Below are 14,850 nucleotides of genomic sequence, written 5' to 3'. Positions count from 1 at the left end.
ATAGCGGCGCGAACACCGATGGCGGGCCGTGGAATGCGGTCGCGGACAACGCGCGACCGCTGATCATCATGCTCAATCACGGGGATCGGGTGCACACGTGGAAACCGCATTCACTGATCGCGCCGCGGCACGTCCACCGGCGTCCCGCGCCGGCCGCCGCCGGACCGAGACGGCCTGGCTGCTGCTCGTCGTCGTCCTCGCCACCCTGCTGTTCCTCACGCGTTACGAGGACCCCCGGCGCGTCGCCTCCGGAGACAGTTTCTGGTACATGCGCCAGGCTCTGATCTTCACCGGGGTGGACCCGGAGGAGGCCCGGCTCCGGGCCGGTGAGCAGGTGTGCCGCGACCAGAACCGCGCGGCGCGGGCGAAGAACCAGCGTGCGGGCTGCCGGACATACACGACTGCCGGATTCTCCCCGCGCTACGCCGCGATCTTCCACAGCCGTCCGGGTTATCCGTTGTTCGCCGCGCCTTTCGTCGTGACGCTGGGATTGTGGCCCGGCATGATGGCGGCCACGTTGATATTGGCATTGCTGGCGGCGGTACTGGCGTATCTGGCCGTGTGGCTCGCCAGTGGATTGCGCCTGGCCGGAGTGCTGGCCGCCGCCGCGCTCTTCGTGCTCCCGACGGGGTTCGCCATGACCAGGATGCTCACCGAGAGTGGCGTCTTCGCGGGCTACCTCGCGGTTCTGCTCGGTGCCACCTTGCTGGTCCGGGGCCGCCGTTCCGGACTGATCATCATCGTCGTCGCGCTGGCCTGGCTGTTCACGGTCCGGTCGGCCAGCGGGATGGCGATGGCCCTGACACTGTTCGCCGCGGGCCTGCTCAGCGCCCTCGGGCGGCAGCACCGGCGGACCGGCCTGGTGACCGGCGCCGTAGGGATGCTGGCCGTGCTGGTCTGGCAGGTGATCAGCCGGGTGCTGCACCTGCCGGGCCTGTACGAGACGATCCAGGACTTCGCGACTTCCCACTTCAAGGCCCGCCCGGACGTGGCTGATCCGATCGGCTGGCTGATCGAGCGCAACCTCGGCTTCTGGCCGGACCGGCTCGCCCTGGAGCTGGCCCAGCCGGTGACCTTCGCCGCCTTCCTGTTCGCCGGCACCGTGCTCGTGCTGCGGATGCGTGCCGTGGCAGCATTGTGGATCTTCACCGGCCTGACCGGGGTGATGATGCTGCTGGCTCATCCGGCCGGCACCGAGTACGACCGGCTGATGGCGCCGATCTGGTTGCCCGTCGCGGCTGCGCTCGGCTACGCGGCGGCCCTGGCCGTCAGTCGCCGGCCGGAGCCGCCGGTTGTGCCGGAGCCGGTCGGCACACCCGCCGCGCTGATTCCCCGCCGACGTGAGCCGGAGCCGGTGACGGCCGGCGGATGACGGTGCGGGTGACCGAAGATCGCCCCGGTGCCGTGATCCGACAGAACAACCGCCGGGCGGCGGGTCACTACGGGTGGCCTGCACCAGAGAGGATGCGTATGTGCACACTCGCGAGATACCCGAGCACATCCTCGATCAGTTGCTGATCGGGGTCGTGTTCCACGAGGCGGAGCTGACCCTGGAGCACTCCGAGCCCGGCACCGCGGCAGTGCTCAGCGACTCGTTCGGCTCCGTGTTCGCCTGGCTGTGGCGCGAGAACCCGGCCAAGGCCACCGTGCTGATGGCCGACTTCCTGGCCGAGCTGCGCTTCTACCACCACAACGCCAACCGGGGGCTGGGGCTGGAGGAGGTGCTGCGCGGCCTGCCGGCCTGCCTGCGCGGGGTGTCCGCCGACGAGGCACGGGCGATTCACGAGCAGCTCCGCAACGACGTGCCCCAGTACGTCAGCCTCAACGAGAGTGCCTGAAACTTTCGGAGTTTCCGGCCCCTGTTGATGGGTGCTTCCGGTGCTGGTCGATGCGCTCTGGCCTCCGAAGTGAAGGGCGCTGAACTGCGGATCTGCGTCGTGGCCGGTATTGAATCGCCGAGCGTAATTCCGGGGTGTTTCCGGAAGTTGTTGACTTCGGCAATGACAGCCATCGATACTCGTGCCATCGATCGACCGATCCGCACGGGCGTCGGCGCGCCATCACCCGCGGACGTCCGCCGGGCCGGAGGCCCACCGTCCCGAGAGGGAGGCACGTCGTATGCGAACCCCATCACGCCGGTGGAGGAAGCCACTGACCGGCCTGGCCGTCGCGGCTCTGGCCACGGCGGGCGCCGTCGCCATCACTGTCCAGGCCACACCGTCGCAGGCGGCTGCCTGCAACGGCTATGTCGGACTGACCTTCGACGACGGGCCGTCGGGCAACACCCAGGCTCTGCTGAACGCGCTGCGTCAGAACGGTCTGCGCGCCACGATGTTCAACGAGGGCCAGAAGGTCGCGCAGAACCCGGGACTGGTCCGCGCCCAGGTCGACGCCGGTATGTGGGTCGGCAACCACAGCTACACCCATGCGCACCTGACGCAGGGCAGCCAGGCGAGCATGGATTCGGAGATCAGCCGTACGCAGACGGCGATCGCGAACGCCGGCGGCGGCACGCCCAAGCTGTTCCGCCCGCCGTACGGCGAGACCAACGCGACCCTGCGGGCGGTCGAGCAGAAGTACGGCCTGACCGAGATCATCTGGGATGTCGACTCGCAGGACTGGAACAACGCGAGCGCCGACGCCATCGTGGCGGCCAACGCGCGGCTGACCAACGGCCAGGTGATCCTCATGCACGACTGGCCGGCCAACACCTTGGCGGCCATCCCGCGCATCGCCCAGAACCTGGCCAGCCGCAACCTGTGTGCCGGGATGATCTCACCGTCGACCGGCCGGGCCGTGGCCCCGACCGGTGGCACCGACCCGGGCCCGACGGCCACCGCGACACCGCCACCGGCCGGCGGCGGCAACTGCACCGCCACCCTGTCGGCCGGTCAGAACTGGAATGACCGGTACAACCTGAACGTCGCCGTCAGCGGGTCGAGCACCTGGACCGTGACGATGGACATCCCGGCCCCGGAGAAGGTCCTCTCCACCTGGAACGTCACCGCGAGTTTCCCGACTGCCCAGCAGCTCGTCGCCAGGCCGAACGGCAGCGGCAACTCCTTCGGCGTGACGATCCAGAAGAACGGCAGCGCCACCTGGCCGACAGTTTCCTGTCGAGTGGCGTGACCCCGGTGGCGGCGCGGCGGCTCACCAGCCGCTGCGTCGCCATTGGCTTGCGTGGCCCGCAGCCCACGCTGTCCGCCCGGCGCGCAGGCGGCCTCAGAAGGGTGCGGGCCCGCGTCCGACCAGTGACATCAGCACCTGGGTGGCCAGCAGCTTGCGGACGCCGGTGACGGCGACCTCGCCGATCTGGTCGTAGGGCAGCTCCAGCTGCAGCCCTTCGGTCGCGTTGCGGATGTCCGTGCTGACCTCGTTGGGACGGAACGTGCCGCTCCAGCCGTTGAGGTTCCCCCGGTTGTTGGTACCGAGTGAGGCCATGCCGGTGACGCGTGCGCCGTCGGCGAGGATCAGCGTTGCCGGACCCGAGTAGGTCGTCATGTCGTAAACCGTAGCGGCTCGCCGCATTTGCGGTACCCACGGGATGGTGGGTGAACGATGGTTAAAGGTGGGTGCCGGGCCGTCACGGTCTCAGGCCGCTGGCCGGGCGCGGAGCAGGTGCTCGCGTTCGGAGTGGTCGGCCACCAGCGGCCCGACGTCCAGGATCAGGGCGATCTCGCCGCTGCCCAGGATGGTCGACCCGCTGATGCACTTGAGCCTGCTGAACAGCACACCCAGCGGTTTGATCACCGTCTGCAGCTCGCCGAGCAGGGCGTCCACCACCAGCCCGGTCCGCTGCCCGGACTGCTCCACGATCACCACGTTCTGCCGCCGGGCCGGCTCGCCGGGGATGTCGAACAGCTCCCGCAGCCGGATGAACGGCAGGACCTCGCCGCGCAGGTTCATGCAGTCGCGCCCGAGCGGGCCGGGTGGTAGTTCCACGCACTCGGTCACCCGGTCGAGCGGCACGATGAACGACGCGGAGCCGACGCCGACCAGGAAGCCGTCGATGATGGCCAGGGTGAGCGGCAGCCGGATCCGGATGGTGGTGCCCACCCCGCGGGCGGTGTCCACCTCGATGCTGCCGCGCAGGGCGGTGACGTTGCGGCGTACCACGTCCATGCCCACGCCGCGGCCGGACAGGTTGGAGACGGTCTCCGCGGTGGAGAACCCCGGCTCGAAGATCAGGTCGTAGACCTCCTGGTCGCTCAGGACGGCCCCGGCGGCGACCACGCCCCGCTCGACCGCCTTGGCCAGGATGCGCTCGCGGTCCAGGCCGCGGCCGTCGTCGCTCACCTCGATCACGATGCTGCCGGCGTCGTGGTACGCGTTCAGCCGCAGCGTGCCCTGCCCCGACTTGCCGTGCCGCTGCCGCTCGGCCGGCGCCTCGATACCGTGGTCCAGCGAGTTGCGGACCAGGTGCAGCAGCGGGTCGCTGATCCTCTCCACCAGCGCCTTGTCCATCTCGGCGTCGCCGCCGGTGATCACCAGCGACACCTCCTTGTGCAGCTCCACGCCCACGTCGCGGACCACCCGCTCGAAGCGGCGCAGGGTGGTCCCGATCGGCACCATGCGCAGCGCGAGGGCGCTGTGGCGGACCTCGTCGACCAGGCGCATCACCTCGCCCTGGGCCTCGCCGGCGCCCGCGCGCAGCCCGGTGCTGGACTGGGCGATGACCAGCTCGCCGACCAGGTCGATGAGCCGGTCCAGGCGGGCCGCGTCGATCCGGATGGTGGTGGTGTCCTGAGAGCGCGACTCGGTGGTCTTGCGCTGGCGGTTGAGTGCCGCGTCCACGATCGGGCGGGGCACGATGCCGTGCTCGACCAGGATCTCGCCGATCGGCACCGGCTGGGTCCCGCTGCGTGCCGCCTGCTCCTGCTGGATCCGCAGCGCCTCGGTCATCTCCAGCTCGGTCACCACGCCGCTGCCGATGAGCACGTCACCGACCCGGTCGCTCTCCGGCATGGCCCGGATCGCCCACACGTACGCGTCGAGCTGATGGTCGGCCGGCACGATCCGGATGTCGCTGTCCTCGCGCACGAACTCGAAGACGGCCTCGATCTCCTCCTTCGGCGCGCCGCTGAGCAGCTCCACCTCGAAGGCCAGGTAACAGGTCTCGGGATCCATCTCCTCGGCGGCCGGCAGCGCCGCCGCGTCGGTGCTCACCCGCGAGACGGTGCCGATGCTGGCCAGGTAGCGCAGGAACGACAGCGGGTCCATGCCGTTGCGCAGGCTGTCGGGTCCGAACCGCAGGCTCAGCCGCCAGGCCCGCTCCGGCGCCGGGTCACCGCCGGCCGGGTCGGCGCCGTCGGTGGCGAGCGCACCCTGCCCGTCCGGCAGGTACGGCTCCAGCGCGGCGAGCAGCCGGGCGCCCTCGGCGGCCTGGGCGGCGTCGGGCTCCAGCCGTCCGGCGGCCAGGCCCTCGATCATCGCGCCGATGTGGTCGGCGCACGGCAGCAGGCTGCTGACCAGCCCGGGCGACACCCCCAGATCCCCTTCCCGTACGGAGCCCAGCACCGTCTCCACCACGTGGGTGAACTGGACCAGGTGCCGCAGACCGAAGAGGCCGGACGAGCCCTTGAGCGTGTGCGCGGCGCGGAACACGGTGTTGACCGTCTCGGCCGCCGACGGGTGCGCCTCCAGTTCGAGCAGGCCGTCCTCGAGCTGCTGCACCAGGTCACGGGCCTCGGTCACGAACGTGTCGAGGGCTTCACGCATGTCGTCGTCGGCGGACATCACTGCTCCTCGGCGGTGGTCAGCCCGGCCAGCGCCAGCACCGCGGCGACGCCCGGGGCGGGCGCGGTGAGCTCGAAGGGCAGGCTCATCGATTCGGCCTCCCGCCGGGTCAGCAGCAGCACCTGCAGCCCCGCGGTGTCGATCTCCTCCACGCCGGCCAGGTCCACCCGCAGCCCGCCGCTGCCCGGCAGGGCCGTGAGCAGCCGTTCCTTGCTCTCGGCGGCCGTCATGATGGTCAGCTCCCCGTCGAGGGCGACCCGGCGCAGCTCACGCGTGGTCACGGCGCGATCAGCTTCGCCACCGCGCTGAGCATCTGCTCGGGCTGGAACGGCTTGGTCACCCAGGCCCGGGCCCCCGCGGCCTGCGCCTGGCGCTTCTTCTCCTCCTGCGACTCGGTGGTCAGCATGATGATCGGCGTGAACTTGTACGCCGGCAGCTTGCGGGCCTCCGCGACGAACGTGATCCCGTCCATGTTGGGCATGTTGACGTCGGAGATGATCAGGTGGATGCGCTGGCCGTTGAGTTTGGCCAGGGCGTCCTTGCCGTCGACGCCCGCGATCACGTCGTAGCCCGCGCCCTTGAGCGCGATGCTGACGACCTGCCGGACCGAGGCCGAGTCGTCGACGATCAGAATGGTCTTGGCCATCGTCTCCCCTAGAAGAACGTGATTTCGGATGCGGACGGCGCCGCGAGCGCCCCGGACTTGTGGGCCTCGCGTTCCTCGGCCATCGTGTAGTTCGCCGCGAGCGTGTCCAGCAGCGCCTGCGGGTCCAGCGGCCGGCCCTGCCCGGCCTGTTCGCCGGCCTCGGCCACGACGCCGGGGAACTGGTCGATGCTGTCCCGCAGGTGCTCCAGGATCTGCCCGACCCGGTCCTGGAACTGCAGGTTGACCAGCGACTGGCCGATGTCCGTGCGGATGCCGACCGCGGCCTGCTCCAGCTCGGCCGAGGAGTCCTGCAGGCCCGAGAGCACCGTGCGCAGATCCTCCAGGACCGCCTGCACTTCCTCGTTGGCGTAGGTCACCGCCTGGTCCTCGCGTCCGGCGCTGTCCCGGGCGCTGGCCAGCACCGAGCCGATCGCCGAGGCGACCCCCTCGACCTTGGCCGAGATGCGTTCGCTGGTGCTGTGCGAGCGTTCGGCCAGCTCGCGGACCTCCAGGGCCACCACGCCGAAGGCGGCGCCCGCCGTGCCGACCCGGGCGGCCTCGATGGCCGCGTTGAGCGCCAGCAGGTTGGTCTGCGCGGCGATCCGGGTGACCTCGCCGGACATCTGCCGCAGCTCGTCGTTGAGCTCCAGCAGGGTCTGCAGCTCCTCCAGCGCCGCCCGTTTGGCGGTGAGGGCGTGGTTGAGCGTGCCGACGACCTCGCCGAGGCGCCGGCGGCTGCGGTCGAAGGCCACCGCGTTCTCGTCGTGCAGCGCACCGGACGAGGTGGCCAGCACCGAGTCCAGGTTGTCGACGATGCCGGCGAACTTCTCGGCCAGCTGGCCGACCGCCGACTCCATCTGCACGCGGGAGGAGTCGATCTGGGCCGACCAGACCGGTGCCACCGCCCCGGCGAACTCGGTCATGCCCCGCAGCGGGTCGTCCGGCGTCAGCTCCGGTGACCCGCCACCGGCCGGGGGCTGCGCGCCGCGGCTGCGGGCGTACCCGTAACCGCCTGCGGCCCCGGCGAGCAGCGCCACGACGATGCCGATGAGTTCAACCATGATGGTGGATCACCTCCGCGATCGAGCCCAGCGGGCTCTCCCGGTCGACGGCCCCGAGCCGGACGGCCTCGCGCGGCATGCCGTGCACGACGCAGGTGGCCTCGTCCTGCGCGACGGTGTAGGCCCCGGCCCGGTGCATCTCCAGCAGGCCCCGGGCGCCGTCGTCGCCCATCCCGGTCATGATGACGCCGACGGCGTTGCGCCCGGCCACCTTGGCCACCGACCGGAACAGCACGTCCACCGAGGGGATGTGCCGGTTGACCGGCGGCCCGTCGAAGACCCGTACGCGGTAGCCCGGGTCCTGGCGGCGCAGCTCCATGTGCCGCCCGCCGGGTGCCACCAGCACCTGGCCGGGGAGCACCGGATCGCCGTCCTGGGCCTCGCGGATCCGGACCCGGCACATGGCGTCGAGCCGCTCGGCGAAGGCGGCGGTGAACTTGGGCGGCATGTGCTGCACGAGCACGATGCCGGGGCAGCCGGCCGGCAGGGCGGGCAGCACCACCTCGAGCGCCTGGGTGCCGCCGGTGGACGTACCCACCGCCACCACCCGCTCGGTGCCGGTCACGGGGGTTCCCGCGGCGACGCCGGAGCCCACAGCCGGCGGCGGAGCCGTGTAGGCCGGGACGCGCGCCACCGGCCGCAGCCGGCTCGCGTTGCTGGCCGCGGCGGCCCGGATCGCGGCCACGAGGGCGCCGGAGTCGTCCTCCATGAACTTCTTCAGCCCGGTGGCCGGTTTGGCGATCACCGCGGCGGCGCCGGCGGCGAGCGCCTCCATGGTGGTCTCGGCACCCCGGCGGGTCAGGGTCGAGCAGATCACCACCGGCGTGGGCCGCACCGACATGATCTTGTGGAGGAAGGTGAGCCCGTCCATCCGGGGCATCTCGATGTCCAGCACCACGACGTCCGGCCAGGACCGGTTCATGTGTTCCATCGCGAAGATCGGGTCCGGCACCGCGCCGATGACCTCGATCCCGGGGCTGTCGCGCAACCGGGCGGCCAGCACCTGGCGCACCACGGCCGAGTCGTCGACGATCAGCACCCGGGTCCGGGCGGCCGCGGCACCGTGCGCGCCGGTCATGACCGCACCGCCGGCCGTGGGCCCGCGTGCGCGCCGGCCCGCTCGTCCAGGGCGTGCAGGGTACGCAGCCACACGTGGCCGGTGGCGAGCTCGAAGATGAGCCGCCGGGAGCCCTGGCCGCCGAGCTGGCGGGTGGTCACCGTGAAACCGTGCGCGGCCAGCAGCGCCAGGCACGCGCGGGCGTTCTGGTCCGCGATGCTGGGCTGCGGGCCGGCGAGGCCCGGGAACTGGTCCGCGCCGCCGAAGACCTTGACCACGTATTCGCCCGGGTGGGTGCGGTGCCGGTCCGTCTCCCGGCGGAACATGACCACGGCGTCCTCGGCGTACCGTCCGTCCAGGCCGGGCCCGGCGCCGGCGGGGTCCCGGCCCGGCAGCAGGTAGTGGCACATCCCGCCGATCCGCCGGTCCGGATGCCATACGGTGATCGCCACGCACGAGCCGAGCAGGGTGTGCATGCGGATGCCGTTACCGGCGAAGCGGAAGTCGCCGGGATGCAGGTGCACGTCGGCGGGCTCACGCACGGCCCACCGCCGCCGGGCCGGCGAGCCGGTAGATCGACGGTTCGACCATCCGCAGCTCCGACGGGATCGCGTTGAGCGACTCGGAGCTGCCGATGACCAGGAAGCCGCCGGGCAGGAGCACATCCTGCATCCGGCGCACGAGGTCGCGCTTGGTCGCGAGGTCGAAGTAGATCATCACGTTGCGCAGGAAGATGACGTCGAAGCGGCCGAGCCGGCGGAAGTCCTCCATGAGGTTGAGGCAGTGGAACTCCACGCGGGCCCGCAGCTCCCGGCAGATCGTCAGCAGGCCCTGGTACTCCTCGCGGCCCCGCAGGCAGTACCGCCGCAGCAGCGGCGGCGGGATCCGCTCGGCGGCGTCGATCGGGTAGAGCGCCTTGCGGGCCGTCTCCACCACCTCGGTGGAGATGTCGCTGCCGACGATCTCCCACTGCGCCGGTGGCAGCGCGTCGCCCAGCACCATCGCGGCGGTGTACGCCTCCTCGCCGGTGGAGCTGGCCGCACTCCACATCCGCAGCGCCCGGCCGGAGTTGCGGGCCGGTACGACGGTCCGGCTCAGGAACTCGAAGTGCCGTGGCTCCCGGAAGAAGAACGTCTCGTTCGTGGTGAGCAGGTTGATCATCCGGTGCAGCTCGACCTCGTCGCGGCCGTCGCGCAGCAGGGCGACGTACTCGCCGTAGCCGCCCAGCCCCAGCTGCCGGATCCGCTTGTCGAGCCGGCCGGCCACCAGTGCCTCCTTGCCCGGCGTCAGCGCGATCCCGGTGTGCTCGTGCAAGAGGCCGGTGAGCTGGCGGAACTGTTCGCCGGTGAGCTTGCGGACGGCCGCGAGCGGCAGCATCAGCGCGGCTCCGGCACGGTGCCGGCATCGACGTCGGCGGGCGTCTCACCTCGGGCCAGGTCGCCCAGGCTGACCATGTCGCTGATGGACAGGACCCGGCTGACGTCCAGCACGATGAGGAAGTCGTCGTCGCGGCGGGCCATGCCGCTGATGTAGTCGGCGCGGATGCCGGCGCCGAACGCGGGGGCGGGTTCCATCGCCCCCTCGTCGAGGGTGACCACCTTGTTGACCGCGTCGACCAGGATGCCGATGTCCTGGCCGCCGCCGGACTCGGTGAGCGCGGGGGTGCCGTCCTCGTTGTCGGGCAGCGCCGTCTCGCGGATGTGCACGATGATGATGGTGGTGCGGCGCTTGACGGTGGTGGTGCCGCGCGCGAAGCGGATCGCCAGGTCGATGACGGGCACGGCGCGCCCGCGCAGGTTGATCACGCCGCGGATGAAGTCGGGCATCATCGGTACCACGGTCAGGCTGCGGTACTCGAGGATCTCCTTGACGTGGAAGATGTCGAGCGCGTACGACTCGCCGTTGAGCGTGAAGGTCAGGTAGCGGGCCGTTTCGGCGGCCACGGCGGCACCGCGCGTTCCGGCCGCAGACGTCGCGGAATTGCTGGCCACCGCCGGTCCTCCCACCTGAGCGAACTGTCTGACGGGTGCTATTCGACCAGATCGCACCTCGCCCGCGCAGCAGCTCAGGCACTTGCGCCCGACTGCTCCCAGCATCCCTTTCCCGGCCCGTTGTCCGCATTAGGCGAACCATTTCCGGCGGGCTTCGCATTCCGCGTTCTCCCTCGTCAGGCGCCGATAGGCTGGCCCCGTCATGGGGCTGTGGGCGGCGAGTTCCGCACGCGGCGAGGCGGGGGACAAAGGGAGCCTGGAAATGGCCGAGACGGAAACGCGGCGGCATCGCAGCGGATTCTCGTTCCGCGATATCTCGATCGGCTGGAAACTGCGCATCCTCGCGCTGGTCTCCGGGGTCCTGCTGCTCACCGTCGGGCTGGTCGGCATCGTGGGGCTCGGCAACACCCAGGAACGGCTCAACCAGCTGTACCACAGCAACCTGCACGACGTGCGGCTCCTCGGCGACGTGAGCGCCGGCTTCAAGCAGGTACGGATCGACATGCGCAAGCTGGCGATGGCGCAGAACGCCGCCGAGACCACGGACGCGAACCGGTCGCTGGACACCGCCGTCGCGGCCCTCGACGACGTCTGGACCACCTTCTCCCAGGGCCGGCCCAGCGCCGCCGGCGGCTTCGGGCAGACCTTCCTGACCTCGTGGAACTCGTACAAGTCCGTCGCGACGGAGAAGCTGAAGCCGGCCGCCGCGGCGCGCGACCTCGCCGGGTTCAACCGGGTCAGCAGAACCGAGGTGGAGCCGGTCTCGGCGGCCATCGACACGGCTATCAACGGGCTGGCCGACGAAGAGGACAGCCAGGCCAAGGCGTCTCTGGACGCCTCGAGGTCGGCGTACGACACGTCCCGGATGCTGCTGATCGCCCTCATCGTGATCGCGATCCTGGTGACCTTCGTCGTGGTGCAGCTGATCACCGCGGCGATCGCCCGGCCGTTGCGGGACACCGTGAACGTCCTCACCGGTCTGGCTGACGGGCGGCTGGACCAGCGGCTCACGGTCCGGGGTCGCGACGAGGTCGGACGGATGGGCACCGCGCTCAACAGCGCGATGAACCGGCTGGGGGAGACGGTCAGCACGGTGGTCGACTCGGCCGCGCAGCTGAACTCGGCGTCCAACCAGATCAGCGGTGCCTCGCAGAGCCTGTCGCAGGCGGCGACCGAGCAGGCCGCCAGCGTGGAGGAGACCACCAGCAGCATGCAGGAGATGACCGCCGGCATCTCGCAGAACAGTGAGAACGCGGTCGCCACCGAGGGCATCGCGGCCAAGGCCGCGGCCGAGGCCCAGGAGGGCGGCGAGGCCGTTCAGCGCACGGTGGCCGCGATGAAGGAGATCACCAGTAAGATCGGCATCATCGACGACATCGCCTTCCAGACCAACATGCTGGCGCTCAACGCCACCATCGAGGCGGCCCGGGCCGGCGAGCACGGCAAGGGCTTCGCGGTGGTGGCGACCGAGGTCGGCAAGCTCGCCGAGCGCAGCCAGGTCGCGGCCCAGGAGATCAGCGAGCTCGCCACGGGCAGCGTGCACACCGCCGAGCGGGCCGGCGAGCTGCTCAACACCATCATCCCGAGCATCATCCGCACGTCCGACCTGGTGCAGGAGATCGCCGCGGCCAGCGGGGAGCAGTCCACCGGGGTACGCCAGATCAACGTCGCGATGACGCAGATCGGCAAGGTGACCGAGCAGACCGCCTCGTCCAGTGAGGAGCTGGCCGCCACCGCCGAGCAGATGTCCGCGCAGACCGCCCAGCTCAAGCAGCTGATGGACTTCTTCGTCACGGACTCCGCCCGGCGGCCGGTGATGACCGGGACCGTGCAGGCGCCGGCGCGCGGCGGTGGGTGGACCAATGACAGCTACGCGCGGGGCGTGCACAACGAGAACAAGCTGCCCGCGGTCAGCCACCACCGGGGCGAGGTCGGCGTCCCCGACCTGGAGAGCAAGTTCGAGCGGTTCTGAGCCGGGCGGCGGTCAGGAGCCGGAGGCGAGCAGGTCCGGCGTCAGCGCCTGCTCGGACAGGCCGCCGGCACCGTCGATGAGCTGCGCCGTGCTGCGCGCCCAGGCGGTCAGCGCCGCCACGGGTACGCCGTACGGCGGTGCCGCGGCGTAGGGCTCGATCCGGTCCGCCGATCGCCGCAGCAGCCGGGCCGCGCCCCCGGTGTTGCCGCGCCGGGCGTGCGTCAGACCCACGGCGAGCTGCGCCATGCCCCGCCAGAACTCCCGCTCGGCCGGGCCGGACGCCTTCCAGGCCCCCTCGAGCACCTCGTGGGCGTGGAACGGCCGCCCGGCGTCGAGCAGGCGCTGGGCCTCGCGCAGCGCCTCGTCGGGCGGCAGGATCAGGTCGTCGGGCGTGGTCGGCACGCCGGGCATCCCCTTGGGCAGCGGCCGGCCCAGCCCGTCGCGGGGCCGGGCGTTGCGGGGCCGACCGGCGGCGTCCCGATCACGTGCGTGCGGCTCGGTGGCCGGTTCGCTCGGTTCCATGCTGCGATTGTTCCCCAACCGCCCGCCCGGCGCGGCGCTGGTCGAGGCCGGAGAGCCGGTACGCCAGCCGGCGGCGGAACGCCGGGACGCGGGCGAGCGTGGACAGCAGCGCGTTGCGCACCGGGCGCAGCGGTGCCGGCACGGTGGCCAGCCGGGTCAGCTGCGAGGCGAAACCGACCACGGCCCTGGCCACGGGACGGCGCTCGGCCGCGTACCGGTCCAGGGGTGCCTCGGAGCCGGAGCGCAACGCCTCGGTGAGGGCGTCGGCCAGCGCGAGGCCGTCCTTGAGCCCTAGGTTCATGCCCTGGCCGCCGGCCGGGCTGTGCACGTGGCCGGCGTCGCCGGCGAGCAGCACGGCGCCGGCGCGGAAGCTGTCCGCGACGCGGTGATGGACGCGGAACCGTGAGCCCCAGACCACCTCGGTGACGTGCGCGGGGGAGCGGGCCGGCCCGCGCTGGTCCAGCAGCGACTGCGCGTAGGCGATGTCGGGATGCTCGGGGGCGTCGTCGACGGCGGCCACGATCCGCACGGTGCCGTCGGGCAGCGGCGCCCAGACGAGCATGCCGGAGCCGGAGAAGTACAGGACTACCTCGTCGCGGGCCGGTCCGCCGTCGACCCGTACGTCGGCGAGGGTGAACGACTCGCCGCCGGTGGACGGATCGCCGAAGCCGATGCCGGCCAGCCGGCGGATCGTGCTGTGCATGCCGTCGGCGGCGACCACGTAGCGGGCGGTCACGCTCTCGCCGTTGGCGAAGGTCACCGTGCCGCCGGTGAGGCCGACCGCCTCGTAACCGCGCAGGACCCGGCCGCCGGCGGCCACCAGCCGGTCGTGGAGCACGGCCTCGGTGGTGGACTGCGGCACCATCAGCGCGTACGGGAAGCGGGTGGGCAGGCCGTCGAACGCGATCGGGACGAGGGTGCGGTCGCGGTCGCGGATGGTGAAGCGCGGCGCCGGGATACCGGCGGCGGCCAGCGGTGCCGCGGCGCCGATGCGGTCGAGCACCTCGAGAGTGTGGGCGTGCACGACGGCGGCCCGGCTGGTGTGCGCGGCGGTCGCGGCGCGGTCGACGACCGTGACGCCGACCCCGGCTCCGGTGAGAGCGGCGGCCGTGGCCAGGCCCACGGGTCCAGCGCCGACGATCAGGACATCGGTGGTAGCGGGGAGCATCGGAGTCACCTGCCAACGTTCGTTTGCCAACATCTGTTGACCTGAAGGTAGCCCTCGGGGCCGTGCGGGTCAACATGTGTTGGCCTACACTTGTTGGCATGAGCGAAGAACGGCCACGGCGGTCCGACGGCACCCGGGCGGCGATCCTGCGGGCGGCCCGGGAGCGGTTCGCCGCCGACGGGTACGAGCGGGCCACCATCCGGGCGATCGCGGCGGACGCGGAGATCGATCCGTCGATGGTGATGCGCTACTACGGCAACAAGGAACGCCTGTTCGCCGCGGCAGCGGAGTTCGACCTGCGGCTGCCGGCGCTGTCCGGCGTACCGGAGGAAGAGATCCCGGCCGTGCTGGTGGGGCACTTCCTCGACCGCTGGGAGGGCGACGAGACGCTGATGGCTTTGCTGCGCGCCGGCGTGACCAACCCGGCGGCCGCCGAGCGCATGCGGCAGATCTTCGCGACCCAGCTGGGGCCGCTGGCCGAGCGGCTGGCCCCGGACGAGCCGCACACCCGGGCGGGACTGGTGGCGAGCCAGGTGCTCGGGCTGGCGCTGTGCCGGTACGTGCTGGAGCTTCCGCCCGTGGTCGCGATGGACCGGGCCGACCTCATCTCCTGGCTCGCCCCGACCGTGCGGCAGTACCTGCTCGGCCCGCGACCCGGGGGGCCGAAGGTCCCGTGAGGTACGGCTGGGCGGCACTG

General features: G+C 71.6%; 16 protein-coding genes. 5 read left to right on the top strand and 11 right to left on the bottom strand.

Translation table 11 applies throughout. The annotated features are described in order from the left end of the window. Positions 1 to 97: 97 nt before the first annotated feature. From Aau02nite_RS27395 to Aau02nite_RS27385, 3 genes are all read left to right on the top strand, one after another. Positions 98 to 1,372 (top strand): hypothetical protein, encoded by a 1,275-nt coding sequence (locus Aau02nite_RS27395; RefSeq protein WP_212991465.1) that lies wholly within the window; start codon positions 98 to 100, stop codon positions 1,370 to 1,372. A gap of 100 nt (positions 1,373 to 1,472) precedes the next feature. Beyond that, a complete protein-coding gene (locus Aau02nite_RS27390; RefSeq protein ID WP_212991464.1) occupies positions 1,473 to 1,838 on the top strand; it encodes a hypothetical protein in 366 nt (121 codons plus the stop codon). Between the two features lie 280 nt (positions 1,839 to 2,118). After that, entirely contained in the window at positions 2,119 to 3,129 is a 1,011-nt protein-coding gene (locus Aau02nite_RS27385) for a polysaccharide deacetylase family protein (protein WP_212991463.1), read from the top strand. Between the two features lie 93 nt (positions 3,130 to 3,222). Here the strand turns inward: Aau02nite_RS27385 and Aau02nite_RS27380 are convergent, their stop codons facing one another. The 9 genes from Aau02nite_RS27380 to Aau02nite_RS27340 form a co-directional block, all read right to left on the bottom strand. Then, on the bottom strand, positions 3,223 to 3,501 hold the full coding sequence (locus tag Aau02nite_RS27380; RefSeq protein WP_212991462.1) for a hypothetical protein: 279 nt from the start codon (positions 3,499 to 3,501) through the stop codon (positions 3,223 to 3,225). Between the two features lie 90 nt (positions 3,502 to 3,591). After that, the gene (locus Aau02nite_RS27375) at positions 3,592 to 5,736 is read right to left on the bottom strand and encodes a chemotaxis protein CheA (protein WP_212991461.1); all 2,145 of its coding nucleotides are present in this window, start codon (positions 5,734 to 5,736) and stop codon (positions 3,592 to 3,594) included. After that, positions 5,736 to 6,017, bottom strand: a complete 282-nt coding sequence (locus Aau02nite_RS27370; RefSeq protein WP_212991460.1) for an STAS domain-containing protein — start codon at positions 6,015 to 6,017, stop codon at positions 5,736 to 5,738. The genes Aau02nite_RS27375 and Aau02nite_RS27370 overlap by 1 nt, the downstream gene beginning before the upstream one ends. Next, positions 6,014 to 6,382, bottom strand: a complete 369-nt coding sequence (locus Aau02nite_RS27365) for a response regulator (RefSeq protein ID WP_212991459.1) — start codon at positions 6,380 to 6,382, stop codon at positions 6,014 to 6,016. The genes Aau02nite_RS27370 and Aau02nite_RS27365 overlap by 4 nt, the downstream gene beginning before the upstream one ends. 8 nt (positions 6,383 to 6,390) lie before the next feature. Then, positions 6,391 to 7,443: a methyl-accepting chemotaxis protein gene (locus Aau02nite_RS47480; RefSeq protein WP_281421037.1), complete on the bottom strand. Its 1,053-nt coding sequence runs from the start codon at positions 7,441 to 7,443 to the stop codon at positions 6,391 to 6,393. Further along, positions 7,436 to 8,521, bottom strand: coding sequence for a protein-glutamate methylesterase/protein-glutamine glutaminase (locus Aau02nite_RS27355; protein ID WP_212991458.1), 1,086 nt, complete (start codon positions 8,519 to 8,521; stop codon positions 7,436 to 7,438). Before Aau02nite_RS27355 ends, Aau02nite_RS47480 begins: the two co-directional genes overlap by 8 nt. Continuing rightward, on the bottom strand, positions 8,518 to 9,042 hold the full coding sequence (locus tag Aau02nite_RS27350; RefSeq protein ID WP_212991457.1) for a hypothetical protein: 525 nt from the start codon (positions 9,040 to 9,042) through the stop codon (positions 8,518 to 8,520). The genes Aau02nite_RS27355 and Aau02nite_RS27350 overlap by 4 nt, the downstream gene beginning before the upstream one ends. Next, complete coding sequence (locus Aau02nite_RS27345) at positions 9,035 to 9,877, bottom strand: CheR family methyltransferase (RefSeq protein ID WP_212991456.1); 843 nt, start codon at positions 9,875 to 9,877, stop codon at positions 9,035 to 9,037. Before Aau02nite_RS27345 ends, Aau02nite_RS27350 begins: the two co-directional genes overlap by 8 nt. Then, the gene (locus Aau02nite_RS27340; RefSeq protein WP_246595474.1) at positions 9,877 to 10,443 is read right to left on the bottom strand and encodes a chemotaxis protein CheW; all 567 of its coding nucleotides are present in this window, start codon (positions 10,441 to 10,443) and stop codon (positions 9,877 to 9,879) included. The genes Aau02nite_RS27345 and Aau02nite_RS27340 overlap by 1 nt, the downstream gene beginning before the upstream one ends. Before the next feature lie 310 nt (positions 10,444 to 10,753). Here Aau02nite_RS27340 and Aau02nite_RS27335 point away from each other — a divergent pair, with 310 nt between their 5' ends. After that, a complete protein-coding gene (locus Aau02nite_RS27335; RefSeq protein WP_212991454.1) occupies positions 10,754 to 12,463 on the top strand; it encodes a methyl-accepting chemotaxis protein in 1,710 nt (569 codons plus the stop codon). Positions 12,464 to 12,475: 12 nt separating this feature from the next. Here the strand turns inward: Aau02nite_RS27335 and Aau02nite_RS27330 are convergent, their stop codons facing one another. Together Aau02nite_RS27330 and Aau02nite_RS27325 are read right to left on the bottom strand one after the other, a co-directional pair. Further along, on the bottom strand, positions 12,476 to 12,985 hold the full coding sequence (locus Aau02nite_RS27330) for a DUF309 domain-containing protein (RefSeq protein WP_212991453.1): 510 nt from the start codon (positions 12,983 to 12,985) through the stop codon (positions 12,476 to 12,478). Continuing rightward, positions 12,945 to 14,153: an FAD-dependent monooxygenase gene (locus Aau02nite_RS27325; protein WP_212991452.1), complete on the bottom strand. Its 1,209-nt coding sequence runs from the start codon at positions 14,151 to 14,153 to the stop codon at positions 12,945 to 12,947. Before Aau02nite_RS27325 ends, Aau02nite_RS27330 begins: the two co-directional genes overlap by 41 nt. 98 nt (positions 14,154 to 14,251) lie before the next feature. On the opposite strand from Aau02nite_RS27325, the gene Aau02nite_RS27320 reads away from it, so the two are divergent. Continuing rightward, entirely contained in the window at positions 14,252 to 14,830 is a 579-nt protein-coding gene (locus Aau02nite_RS27320) for a TetR/AcrR family transcriptional regulator (RefSeq protein ID WP_212991451.1), read from the top strand. The last annotated feature ends 20 nt before the right edge of the window (positions 14,831 to 14,850 follow it).

Origin of the sequence: Actinoplanes auranticolor (genome assembly GCF_018332655.1) — a bacterium.
Lineage (GTDB): Bacteria > Actinomycetota > Actinomycetes > Mycobacteriales > Micromonosporaceae > Actinoplanes > Actinoplanes auranticolor.
Note: the sequence above shows the minus strand (reverse complement) of the source record. Positions and strands in the feature narration are given on the sequence as shown.

Coding starts and splice junctions, on each gene's coding strand:
- Aau02nite_RS27335 (WP_212991454.1), top strand. CDS start 10,754: ATGGCCGAGACGGAAACGCGGCGGCATCGCAGCGGATTCTCGTTCCGC.
- Aau02nite_RS27325 (WP_212991452.1), bottom strand. CDS start 14,153: ATGCTCCCCGCTACCACCGATGTCCTGATCGTCGGCGCTGGACCCGTG.
- Aau02nite_RS47480 (WP_281421037.1), bottom strand. CDS start 7,443: ATGGTTGAACTCATCGGCATCGTCGTGGCGCTGCTCGCCGGGGCCGCA.
- Aau02nite_RS27355 (WP_212991458.1), bottom strand. CDS start 8,521: ATGACCGGCGCGCACGGTGCCGCGGCCGCCCGGACCCGGGTGCTGATC.
- Aau02nite_RS27345 (WP_212991456.1), bottom strand. CDS start 9,877: ATGCTGCCGCTCGCGGCCGTCCGCAAGCTCACCGGCGAACAGTTCCGC.
- Aau02nite_RS27365 (WP_212991459.1), bottom strand. CDS start 6,382: ATGGCCAAGACCATTCTGATCGTCGACGACTCGGCCTCGGTCCGGCAG.
- Aau02nite_RS27320 (WP_212991451.1), top strand. CDS start 14,252: ATGAGCGAAGAACGGCCACGGCGGTCCGACGGCACCCGGGCGGCGATC.
- Aau02nite_RS27380 (WP_212991462.1), bottom strand. CDS start 3,501: ATGACGACCTACTCGGGTCCGGCAACGCTGATCCTCGCCGACGGCGCA.
- Aau02nite_RS27330 (WP_212991453.1), bottom strand. CDS start 12,985: ATGGAACCGAGCGAACCGGCCACCGAGCCGCACGCACGTGATCGGGAC.
- Aau02nite_RS27385 (WP_212991463.1), top strand. CDS start 2,119: ATGCGAACCCCATCACGCCGGTGGAGGAAGCCACTGACCGGCCTGGCC.
- Aau02nite_RS27375 (WP_212991461.1), bottom strand. CDS start 5,736: ATGTCCGCCGACGACGACATGCGTGAAGCCCTCGACACGTTCGTGACC.